This is a genomic window from Bacillus sp. JJ634, assembly GCF_036962285.1.
Lineage (GTDB): Bacteria > Bacillota > Bacilli > Bacillales > DSM-1321 > Peribacillus > Peribacillus asahii_A.
Window position 1 is genome coordinate 25340 of sequence record NZ_JBALMU010000031.1, and the last position, 11124, is coordinate 36463.

Consider the following 11124-nt stretch of genomic DNA (forward strand, 5'->3'; position numbering starts at 1 on the left):
TTGTCCCCCACCTATCTTCTTTGTTTCCTCGTAAGCTTGAGGCAGGGGCTTACTGCCCGTTAAGTGTGGGATAAACATTGAGCTGACTAGCTTTTTCGCTAGTCAGCTCTCTTTTTTGAAATTTTTTGTAAAATAGCCTATACATTTTCCAATTTAAGGTATATACTGTATTATAACAACATACAAATTATTAAAACTGTACTACAAAAAGGAGGAGCGAGAAATGCAAGGGAAACAGTCAGTAGAGTTTTTCAAAAGCACAACTACGAAACATTGTCCGGAATGTGGAGAAGGGATGAAAGTTCACTCACTAGACCATTTAATGGAGTGCGATCGCTGCCTTTCAAAACGAGCTGAATAAATAAAATTACCCACACTTGTGCAACCGTATGCGCTTTATCTATATGAACGGACTTATATAAAAATTTTAGGAGGGCATCATCATGCAAACAAAAAAATCTGTAGAGTTTTTCAAAAGTATCCCGGCTAAACATTGTTCAGAATGTGGCGAAACTGTAGTGGAGCAAGCAGAATCTTATTTAATGGAATGTGATCGTTGCCTTTCGAAAATTGAGGAATAAATATAAGTACTTTTTGAAGTATATGAGATTTGCAAAAAATGATAATAGGGGGAAATAATCATGCAAACAAAAAATCCAATGGAGTTCTTCCGTAACTTACCATCAAAACAATGTGCAGAATGCGGCCAACAAATTCAGGAGCAACACGAATCATACCTAATGGAATGCGACCACTGCTTATCTAAAAAAGACGAATACTAATCAACAGAACCCTGGATGCTAAAGCATCCAGGGTTTTATTTATCCACAAAGTTATACACATATTATCCACATCTTAAAATGTCACTGTGACACAACATACGCTCGGTATTTATCATAGTCGCTTTGTTTACATTCAAGTTGAATAAGGGTGCCATTTTCTTCATAGGTTGTTTCTATGACGTTGGCCTGTTCATTAAAATAGGAGATGATTTGCCCTTTGTCATATGGAATGAGCATGTGGCACTGAACATAATCTTGAAACAGCTGCTCTTTAATCATGCCAATCAGCTCATCTATGCCAATTCGCTTTTTCGCAGATAAATAAATTCGATCTCCCGCTACACGAGGAATTTCTCCCTCCGTCAAATCTGCCTTATTATAAGCAAAAATCGTTGGAATTTCCTTAATCCCAATTCCCTTTAACGTCTCATTCGTGATTTCTATCATCTGTTCATAATTTGGATTCGCATAATCAACGACATGAATCAATAAATCCGCTTCCGCCACTTCCTCTAATGTAGAGCGAAAAGCTTTAACAAGATGATGCGGTAATTTGGATACAAACCCAACTGTATCTGTTAATAAAAATTCCTTCTTATCAGGTAAAGGAATATGACGCACTGATGTTTCTAGCGTTGCAAATAACATATCTTTTTCAAACACTTGCTTCTCATGAAAGGCCGGGTGAAACCGCTCAACAAACGCATTCATAAATGTTGACTTTCCAGCATTTGTATATCCAACAAGCGCTGCAACCGGCAGCCCCTTCTTCTTGCGTTGTTTTCGCTGTGTTTGTCGATGCGCAACAAGCTCCTCTAATTCTTTATTTAACATCGTTATTCTTTCTTCAATCCGGCGGCGATCTAACTCCATTTGTTTCTCACCTGATCCGCGGTTACTCGTGCCAACACCGCCACTTTGTCTTCCTAACGATTCACGTAAACCATTCAAACGCGGCAGCATATACCGAAGCTTGGCCACTTCAACTTGCAGCTGAGCCTCTTTCGTCTTTGCTCGCTTATCAAAAATATCAAGAATTAAAATCGTTCGATCAATAACCTTACATTCCAAGTCCTTTTCCAAATTACGAATTTGCGAGGGCGACAATTCATCATTAAACACGACTAAATTCGCATCCTGAGCATGGATTAACGCCTTCACTTCTTCCGTCTTTCCTGTACCTAAATAATGCGAGGGATTGATTCGCTGCAAATTTTGACTTAACTCGCCGACTACCTCTACTTCACAAGCAGCCGCTAAATTGGCCAGCTCCTCCATCGAATACTCAAAATCACGTTCATTATTCAAGTTCACGCCAACTAAAATCGCTCTTTGCTCTAATTCCGTCATATGTATCTCCTCCTTACAGCAACAAATGTAGCCAAAGCTTATCATACGCATTTTCCTTTTACAATGTACGTTCAAAATGTTAGAAAAACACGATTTGTCGCATCTTTACTTTAAGGTTAAACGTTCTTAAAGTATAAAAGCTGCAGAATTCCTGAAGAAATCCTGCAGCTTTTGTTAATCTTTTACACGTAATAATCGTAAACTATTCAGCATCACAATAAGTGTTGCTCCCATATCCGCAAAAATCGCCATCCAAAGTGTTAGCCAACCTGGTGCAATTAACAATAACGCGATCAACTTAATAGCAAGCGAAAATGTAATATTTTGCTTAATAATCTGTAATGTTTTACGGCTTAGTTTAATTGTATAGGGTAACTTCGATAAATCATCGCCAATTAAAGCAATATCTGCTGTTTCAAGAGCTGTATCCGTTCCTGCTCCGCCCATTGCAATTCCAACCGTTGCGGATGCAAGAGCCGGTGCATCATTCACTCCATCACCAACCATCGCTACCCGTCCATACGTTTCTTGTGTTTTCTTTATAAAAGCAAGCTTATCTTGCGGCAATAAGTTAGCCTGGATCTCATGGACGCCAGCTATAGCTCCAATACTTTTCGCGGTGCCTTCATTATCACCTGTCAGCATAATTGTTTTTTCAATGCCAAGTGCATGAAGCTTGCGGATTGCTGCCTTACTACTCTCTCTTATTTCATCTGCTACTGCAATCAAAGCTAATATCTCTACCTCTGTTCCAATGACCATTACTGTTTTTCCCTCGTTTTGAAGCTGGCTAATTTGCTGCTTGATTTGAAAATTTATATCGTATGCAACAAATAATTGAGGACTGCCAATGAAATATAGACAATTAGAAACGCTTCCTTTAATGCCTTTACCCGTAATCGATGTAAAATCTTCTACATGTACTGCATGATCATAAGCCCCCACCGCCTCTGCTTTTCGAACAATAGCTGATGCGAGCGGGTGCTGTGAACGATGCTCTAACGCCTGCCGCAATCGTCCACACATCTTCTTCTTTCACATCTCGTGTTAATAAAACAAAGTCTGTAACTTCTGGTACTCCTTTTGTTAGCGTACCTGTTTTATCGAAAGCAATTGCTTTTAACGATCCAGTTTCCTCCAAATACACGCCACCTTTGATAAGAACACCATTTTTCGCTGCGTTCCCAATCGCTGTCACAATCGCAACGGGTGTCGAGATGACTAGTGCACAAGGGCAACCGACCACAAGAACCGCTAAGCCTCGATAAATCCATTCACTCCAATCTCCACCTGCAAAAAGCGGCGGCACAAGAGCAATCGCTAGAGCAATCAGCATAATCGCTGGTGTATAATACTTTGCAAACTTATCGACAAACGCTTGGGAAGGTGCTTTTTCTGCTTGTGCCTCTTCCACAAGATGAATGATTTTCGCAAGTGTCGTATCTTCTACACGCTTCGTTACCTGAACTTCTAATAACCCTTCGCCATTTAACGTTCCGGCAAACACTTCTCCATCGATTGTTTTAAAAATCGGCTCCGATTCACCTGTAATCGCTGCCTGATTCAACGTTGAAGCACCTTTTATAATCATTCCATCCATCGCAAGCTTTTGCCCTGGCTTAACAAGCATAATATCGCCGACTTCAATATCATCGACATGAATAAGCATTTCGTGATGTCCCTTACGAATTAATGCTTCTTTCGGGGCAATATTCATAAGCGATTCAATAGAGTTTCGCGCTTTATCCATTGAATATTTCTCAAGCACTTCACTAATCGCAAACAAAATGACAACGGATGCACCTTCTCCCCATTCTCCAAGGAATACCGCCCCAATAATGGCAACGGTCATCAACGTATGCATATCAAACTGAAGTCTAACTAAGTTTTTCAATCCGTTAATAAATAAAGCATAGCCACCAATCAAAATCGATGCTGCATAGCTAAGTACGGATATGATATGGCCTTCACCGTACTGTTTGCTAAGGAGCCATCCTAAAACAAGTAAAATGGCTGAAACCAATACTTTTATATTTTCTTTTTGCTTCCAAAATGATTCTTTTTTAGTAACCTGCTCCTTATCATCACGGATTTTTAAATGATCGAATGCACCAGCTCTTTCTAAATCCTCAATTGTCACTTCACCTTGCACAGAAATTTTGGAGGCGCCGAAGTTAAGTTTGGCATCTTCTACACCATCTAATTCTTTTACTTTTTTTTCAAATTTGGCTGCACAGCTTGTGCAAGATAATCCTTGAATTCGGTAAGTTTTAGTCTGTGCTTCGCCCATGGACTTTCACCTCCTGCTGATGCTCTAAAGCAATCATCATTAATTGTTTAATATGGTCATCGTCTAAAGAATAGAAAGCTAGCTTCCCCTCTTTACGAAACTTCACAATCGCATGTTTTAATAAGGTCCTTAGATGATGGGACGTGGTCGCCATTGAAGCACCGATAATATTGGAAATATCACACACACATAATTCGCCTTCCTGACTCAACAGATAGGCAATCTTGGCTCGATTCTCATCACCAATGACTTTAAACAACCTCGAGATACTTGCAATATCGACCGTACTCATTTCTTGTTGGACTCGATTCACTTTTGGTTCATCATAACTATAAACCTCACAATAATCCTTTGTATCAGCCATCTCCAACATCCCTCATTCAAATCTTTATTTGATTATAGACTACCACACCACACTCTATATTCAAATAGGCGTTTGAATGATTTTTATGAAATTTCTGAATATTTAAAGTTATCCACAGTTTATTCACAATCCTAAATGTCACTGTGACTTTATTCTGCTCTACACAAAAAAGCAAACTCCATAATAGAGTTTGCTTTTTTTGGTTTGTATAGGTTTTATTAAGCTTTTTGAACGTTAGCAGCTTGTGCTCCACGTTGTCCTTGCTCAACTTCGAAAGTCACGTCTTGACCTTCTTCTAAAGTTTTGAAACCTTCGCTTTGGATTGCTGAAAAGTGAACGAATACGTCATCTCCGTTTTCGCGCTCGATGAAACCGAAACCTTTTTCTGCGTTAAACCATTTTACTTTACCTTGTTCCATTGTTGTTGCCTCCTGTGTGCATCTTATGCACATTATATTACTATCCTTGCCCTAGGTTTTCATCGAAACGAAAAGTTACACTTTAAGAATCCTTCAATACCGAACAAAAATAATTACTCCTATCATAACAGGATTTTACAGCAAATGCAAACTAAATATCCATAAATGTATACATAATTTGTCCACAATCACTCAAGTCACTGTGACACAGTTATAAAATCCCATAACTTTACTGCTCCAAACACACATAAAAAGTTTATTTTTAAACATTCTATTATTGTAATTCAATACATTTTATAGGAGGACTTTTAAAAATGACTGTAATCAATCAAGTTCAACAAACATTATCTGGATTAAAAGGTATACAAGCAAGCTTTGAAACATTTGCTTTACAAACAGATAACCAACAAGCTAAGCAGCTATATCAACAAGCAGCTCAACAAACGCAATCAATTGTTGATAGCCTTTCTCCACGCGTTCAACAAATTCAAGAAGAAGAGCCTCAATACAAACAACAATAAAATCGTAAGACACCTGAGGCTAGGTATTAAAATTTATAATTAAGAAAAGGTTGGTTACTTCTAACCAACCTTTTCTTACAAATTGAAACCTCAGAATGAAAGAGGAGTCACAGAGTATGTCAAACAATAAAAAAAAGCTATTAACACCTGTACAACAACAATATCAAGAAATGCAATCACAACTTGAAACCAAAAGGCCCGTCTTCAAAAATTGTCTGAAAGCATTTTTGACAGGGGGCTCCATTTGTTTAATTGGGCAAGCAATCCAAATCTTTTATATCTATTATTTTGATTTCACAGAACAAACAGCGGGAAACCCTACCGCAGGAACACTCATCTTCATCGCGATGTTGCTCACAGGCTTTGGCGTATATGATCGAATTGGGCAATTTGGTGGTGCTGGCTCTGCCATCCCACTTACTGGATTCGGCAACGCTGTTATTTCCGCTGCTATTGAGCATCGAACAGAAGGATTTGTGTTAGGTGTCGGAGGAAATCTCTTTAAATTAGCGGGTTCCGTCATATTATTTGGCGTATTCTCTGCTTTTATCGTGGCTTTCATTAAAACAATTTTAATACAGTGGGGGGGCTTATAATGTTACAAGGACATCGTACATGGGTTTTTGATCATAAGCCTGTCATTCTCTCCACAGGTACTGTCGGAGGTCCTTTTGAAGCAAACGGGGCGATTCCCAATGATTTCGATCTCTTACATTCAGATTTATGGCTTAATCAAGATTCCTATGAAAAAGCCCATAAAGTCTTATTTGAACAAGCCTGTTTACGCGCCATTGAAAAAGCTGAACTTCAAAAAGAACAAATCCAATTTCTACTTGGGGGAGACTTAATCAATCAAATCACACCAACGAGCTTTGCCTCCCGTACGATTGGTACCCCCTACTTTGGACTATTCGGTGCTTGCTCCACATCAATGGAAGGATTAGCACTAGGCGCTTCCATCATTAATGCTAAGGGAGCAAAATATTTATTAACCGGAGCATCTAGTCACAACGCAGCCGTAGAAAAACAATTTCGATATCCAACAGAATATGGCGGCCAAAAACCGCCCACTGCCCAATGGACAGTAACGGGCGCAGGAGCTGCTGTACTTAGTGATACAGGAGATGGACCTTGCGTCACGTCAGCGACAATTGGGAGAGTCATCGATATGGGATTAACCGATCCATTTAATATGGGAGGTGCTATGGCCCCAGCTGCCGTTGATACAATTGAGGCCCATTTAAAAGATCGAAATATCGATCCCTCTTATTATGATTTGATTGTAACAGGAGATCTTGGAAAGATTGGCCATGAAGTGTCATTTGATTTATTTAAGAAACATGGAACACCTATACAAGAAAATCAATATCAAGATTGCGGATTAATGATTTATCGAGAAGGACAACCCGTTTTATCAGGAGCGAGCGGTGCTGGTTGTTCTGCAACCGTTGTATACGGCCATTTATTAAACCGGATGAAACAGGGTGAATTTAAACGAATGTTAGTCGTCGCAACTGGAGCTCTACTCTCTCCGCTTACCTTTCAGCAAAGCGAAACAATTCCTTGTATCGCTCATGCGGTATCAATCGAATACGAAGGGGGAACTACCGTATGACTATCGCCTCAGAAGTTAAACAATGTCTCGCAAGTCTAAAAGGGATTGAAGCAAATTTATCTAGCTTAGCGATTCGATCTCAAGATAGTGAATCACAACGCACCTTCCATGAGACAATGCTTACTGTCAATGAAGTCGTGACAGATTTACAAAAACGAGTGAGCGAATTGGAAAGAGAAGAATTTCAATACAAAGGTTTTTAGCTAACAAAACAGACTCTATGTTAGGAGGTGCAAATAAATGCCGGATTGGTTAAATATCGTTCTGCGATCTATCTTTTTCCTAATTATTCTTTTTTTAATTACGAAATGGTTAGGAAAAAAACAAATCTCCCAGCTTTCTTTCTTTGAATATGTTAATGGTATTACAATTGGGAATATAGGTGCTGAAGTTGTTACTGGCTTGGACCAAAAAGTTTCTTTAGGTGTCCTATCCATGCTAACTATTGCAGTACTTCCGTTTCTTGCTGGATTACTTTCGTTAAAAAGCAAACCCTTTCGTGACTTTATAGAAGGAAGAGGAACGGTTTTCATTAAAGACGGAAAAGTATTAGAAGAAAATCTAAAAAAAGAACGATACACGACAGATGAATTATTAACATTGCTTCGAAAAAAAGATGTCTACCGCGTCGCCGATGTAGAGTTCGCTGTACTAGAGGCAACGGGCGACTTCAATGTTATGTTAAAAAAGGAAAACCAGCCTTTAACACCGAAAGATTTGAATATGAAATTTCCATCTGTTAAAGAACCGCAAACGGTCATTATGGATGGTGAAGTATTAGATGAGCCATTATTACAGGCAGGTCGAAGCAGAGGTTGGTTACATACGGAGTTAGAAAAGTTAGGAGTCACAATTGAAAATGTCTTCCTTGGACAAGTTGACTCTTATGGGCAACTCACCATTGATTTGTTTGATGATAAAATCCAAGTTCCCTCTCCACAAGAAATGCCATTATTATATGCAACACTAAAAAAATGCCAAGCAGACTTAGAACTATTTGCCCTAGGAACAAAAAATGCAGAAGCAAAAAAGATGTACAGTGCAAATAGTAAAAAAATTCAAGAAGTAGTTGATAAAGTGGGGTATATTCTAAAGGACTAAACTTAGCTCTAGCTTTATAAAGCTAGAGCTAAAGTATTTATTATAATGCATATCAGCTATACCCATTCATATTTTTCGATTGTCAGTTCCATAAATCTGCATACATGTCTTCAATTCCCCTTTTTAGCCATCCATCCTAGGTCGATTTTTGCCTTTAGAGGATCCGCATAGCAGATTGCTACCTCACCAGCTCTACGCTCAGCAAATTTATATGGAATCTTCCGTCCAGATACTTTTTCAAAAGCTGCGATTATTTCCAATACACTGTAACCAATGCCGGTACCTAAATTATAGGTTTCTATTTTTTTGAAAGTCGGAGTCTTCCCCAGTATTAAGGACTGAAAGGAAAAGAAATCAGATTGGTAAAAAAATGTGACCGCTTTATTGACAAAATAGCTTTGTTCATTATCTTATTAACTCAAATTTCACACATGGACAATTTCAATGGCCCCTTAATATAACTTGATAAAGACTCAAACCATTGTGCTAATCGATTGTTTAAATATTCTGTGCTAAAAAACCACTGCTTTTCGACATGATTTAAAATAGTTCTAGAAGTTCTTGAAAAGAATAATGTGAAAGTAGAAATTGTTGAGTTTGAAGAACTTTAATTGTTAAATGAAGAACTAACTTTTCACGTAATTGTTGGAAAGTATGTGATTTTGCTTTGTTTTCTTCTCCCCATCCAATGAAGTCACCAAAATCTAACTCATCAAATCGAGAGCTCACAAGTTCGCATTCAGGTTGTTCATAGAACACAGTGTTTCTAAAATATTCTTTGTCTAGTCGAGATCCATGCTCTTTCTTATTTAAGAATTCAGCTTGAAGAGCTTGGCTGAACTGAATAATAGGCTCTGATCCTTCTAGGAATATAATTCTTGTACAGCAGCTAAACGGAACATGTGCTGTTATATGTCGAATGAAACCACAAGTAGCACTTTTCGTTGAAGTTTCATTTGTCGCATATTCAATATTTTTGCGGACCCAACCTTCAATGAATAATTTTCCCTCTCTTACTAAAGTAGGATCTTTTGTATCGAAGACAGTCGGAACTAGTTTACATTGTTTTAAGAAAGCATCCTTTTCACACGTTTTATTTCAAGCGCAGGTTTTTCTAAGTTAATAAGAGCTTCTATACAAATTTGAATCTCCGGTTCTGCCAACACTCGTCTCACCTTAATCGTATTAGGAAAATTGGGAGTGTTAGAACAAAAAGGAAAAACGGATACTTTGACGAAGAAAAACTTACAAATCCGAAAATCCAATCATAATTACTTCTAATCCCATTTCAGATGTCAGGATCTATTTTAAAACTTTTTTATTTTTCAAAAGATCATTGATCGACCTAAAGCAAAAAACTTGCAGGGCTTCATACTCCCTGCAAGCTCCTATCAACAAATTATCCACAAACAAGAATGTCACTGTGACTTAAACTTGTCCACTCTTTATGGTCTCTATTGACACGAATTGTTGAGTTACTATCGAAATAGCGCTAAACATCCCTTGTTTCACTTTTCATGATGGGTAAATTAACCAATAATAGTTCCTGGAGATGTTGGAATTACTACTGATCCAGTGACTTCAACTTGTTGAACTTGTAAAACTTTTAAAGTAAGGTCCATTACGATTTTTTCGCGTAATGTGCTAAATCCCCGCTGAAGTCCTACTTTAACTGGTGAAAAGTCAAGTTCAAAGAATTCTGCACGTATTAGCTCACCAAAAGGTTGTTCGTTATAATTAACTGCATTTTGAAAGAAGAATTTATCCAAGCGAGGAGCCAACCCACTTTTGTCATTCAGGAATTGAGCTCTTGCATCTGCAGAAGCGGCAAAAATTGGAAGGTTAAAAAACTCGTCAGCTGTGAGCTCTGCAAACCCAGTAAATGGAACCTCTGCAACTCGATCATGGATTAATCCATTACATAGGGCTGAAGCATACTCAATATTTTTGCGAATGAATCCAGAAACGAATAATTTAGCTCTTGTTACATTAAAAAAGCTAGTGCCCGGAATTGGTGCAAATGCAACTGGTACAAGTTTAACTTGGTCTAAAAATACATCCTTGTGTACTCTCTTAATTTCAGCTGCTGCTGGACGAAGTGGAATATCTGCTTCAATAACAATTTGTAATGTTCTCTCTGCTAATACAACTGGAACTTTAAGAGTTGGGGTACCTGGCTGCAAAACTGTTGTGACTGGCGTATCATTCAATCTACCTTGTTGACGTGAAGGTACTGGACAAATTGGCTGTTGACTACCGTCTTTTTTAGGACATTGACTCATTAATATCTCTCCTAACCTTGTGTTAGTATTATTTAACTACATAAATATTTTATGCACCGAACACTTTACGGTATAGGTTAATTGAGGAGTGCTTGTACCCTTTTTTCATAAAATTGTTAACAATATATATTTGGCTTTCTCGTAAGACTTATTAATTCTAAGTTTGTTAGGACAAAAAAGCGTAAACGTCAAGTAGCCCCCAAATACACGATAAAAATTGTGTTTTCGGGACTATTTTTTGTTTGCTTCCCTTTTTATCGGTACCTTGCATATGGAAGGTACATCCGTTGACCAAGGTAAGACTTTGTCTATTTCTTCTTTATAAGTTGTTTTGTCATAAAAAAACCTCCACATATAGGATGTAAGGAGATTATCTCATGCCTTATTTACAAATTGTAGG

General features: G+C 38.1%; 12 protein-coding genes and 3 pseudogenes. 8 read left to right on the top strand and 7 right to left on the bottom strand.

Features of this window, described 5'->3' with window-relative positions; translation table 11 throughout:
* Positions 1 to 223 precede the first annotated feature (223 nt).
* From yhfH (V7068_RS05760) to yhfH (V7068_RS05770), 3 genes are all read left to right on the top strand, one after another.
* Positions 224 to 361 carry a protein YhfH gene (gene yhfH, locus V7068_RS05760; RefSeq protein WP_499711505.1) on the top strand — a complete coding sequence of 46 codons (138 nt, stop codon included), beginning with the start codon at positions 224 to 226 and terminating at the stop codon, positions 359 to 361.
* 82 nt (positions 362 to 443) lie between these two features.
* Complete coding sequence (gene yhfH, locus V7068_RS05765; protein ID WP_119117513.1) at positions 444 to 581, top strand: protein YhfH; 138 nt, start codon at positions 444 to 446, stop codon at positions 579 to 581.
* 60 nt (positions 582 to 641) lie between these two features.
* Complete coding sequence (yhfH, locus tag V7068_RS05770) at positions 642 to 782, top strand: protein YhfH (protein WP_499711507.1); 141 nt, start codon at positions 642 to 644, stop codon at positions 780 to 782.
* 81 nt (positions 783 to 863) lie between these two features.
* Here yhfH (V7068_RS05770) and hflX read toward each other — a convergent pair whose 3' ends face one another.
* The 4 genes and pseudogenes from hflX to V7068_RS05790 all read right to left on the bottom strand — a co-directional run bounded on the left by hflX (position 864) and on the right by V7068_RS05790 (position 5205).
* Positions 864 to 2132 (bottom strand): GTPase HflX, encoded by a 1269-nt coding sequence (hflX, locus tag V7068_RS05775; RefSeq protein WP_499711508.1) that lies wholly within the window; start codon positions 2130 to 2132, stop codon positions 864 to 866.
* 174 nt (positions 2133 to 2306) lie between these two features.
* Positions 2307 to 4422 (bottom strand): annotated as a pseudogene (locus tag V7068_RS05780) (heavy metal translocating P-type ATPase).
* The gene (locus V7068_RS05785; protein ID WP_499711509.1) at positions 4403 to 4786 is read right to left on the bottom strand and encodes an ArsR/SmtB family transcription factor; all 384 of its coding nucleotides are present in this window, start codon (positions 4784 to 4786) and stop codon (positions 4403 to 4405) included. The pseudogene V7068_RS05780 and the gene V7068_RS05785 overlap by 20 nt, the downstream one beginning before the upstream one ends.
* A gap of 218 nt (positions 4787 to 5004) precedes the next feature.
* Positions 5005 to 5205, bottom strand: coding sequence for a cold-shock protein (locus V7068_RS05790; protein ID WP_119117518.1), 201 nt, complete (start codon positions 5203 to 5205; stop codon positions 5005 to 5007).
* Positions 5206 to 5519: 314 nt separating this feature from the next.
* Between V7068_RS05790 and V7068_RS05795 the strand changes: the two genes are divergently transcribed.
* The 5 genes from V7068_RS05795 to V7068_RS05815 all read left to right on the top strand — a co-directional run bounded on the left by V7068_RS05795 (position 5520) and on the right by V7068_RS05815 (position 8442).
* Complete coding sequence (locus tag V7068_RS05795; protein WP_127758757.1) at positions 5520 to 5726, top strand: DUF1657 domain-containing protein; 207 nt, start codon at positions 5520 to 5522, stop codon at positions 5724 to 5726.
* A gap of 116 nt (positions 5727 to 5842) precedes the next feature.
* Positions 5843 to 6322, top strand: coding sequence for a stage V sporulation protein AC (gene spoVAC / locus V7068_RS05800; protein ID WP_499711510.1), 480 nt, complete (start codon positions 5843 to 5845; stop codon positions 6320 to 6322).
* Positions 6322 to 7341, top strand: a complete 1020-nt coding sequence (gene spoVAD, locus V7068_RS05805) for a stage V sporulation protein AD (RefSeq protein WP_499711511.1) — start codon at positions 6322 to 6324, stop codon at positions 7339 to 7341. The genes spoVAC and spoVAD overlap by 1 nt, the downstream gene beginning before the upstream one ends.
* The gene (locus V7068_RS05810) at positions 7338 to 7544 is read left to right on the top strand and encodes a DUF1657 domain-containing protein (protein WP_499711512.1); all 207 of its coding nucleotides are present in this window, start codon (positions 7338 to 7340) and stop codon (positions 7542 to 7544) included. The genes spoVAD and V7068_RS05810 overlap by 4 nt, the downstream gene beginning before the upstream one ends.
* A 37-nt stretch (positions 7545 to 7581) precedes the next feature.
* The gene (locus V7068_RS05815) at positions 7582 to 8442 is read left to right on the top strand and encodes a DUF421 domain-containing protein (protein WP_499711514.1); all 861 of its coding nucleotides are present in this window, start codon (positions 7582 to 7584) and stop codon (positions 8440 to 8442) included.
* 82 nt (positions 8443 to 8524) lie between these two features.
* Here V7068_RS05815 and V7068_RS05820 read toward each other — a convergent pair.
* The 3 genes and pseudogenes from V7068_RS05820 to V7068_RS05830 all read right to left on the bottom strand — a co-directional run.
* Positions 8525 to 8738: pseudogene (locus V7068_RS05820) on the bottom strand (UDP-glucose 4-epimerase); the annotation flags it as partial.
* A 244-nt stretch (positions 8739 to 8982) separates the two neighbouring features.
* A pseudogene (locus tag V7068_RS05825) lies at positions 8983 to 9477 on the bottom strand (DUF7852 domain-containing protein); the annotation flags it as partial.
* A gap of 494 nt (positions 9478 to 9971) precedes the next feature.
* Positions 9972 to 10724, bottom strand: a complete 753-nt coding sequence (locus tag V7068_RS05830) for a CsxC family protein (protein WP_499711516.1) — start codon at positions 10722 to 10724, stop codon at positions 9972 to 9974.
* Positions 10725 to 11124 lie beyond the last annotated feature (400 nt).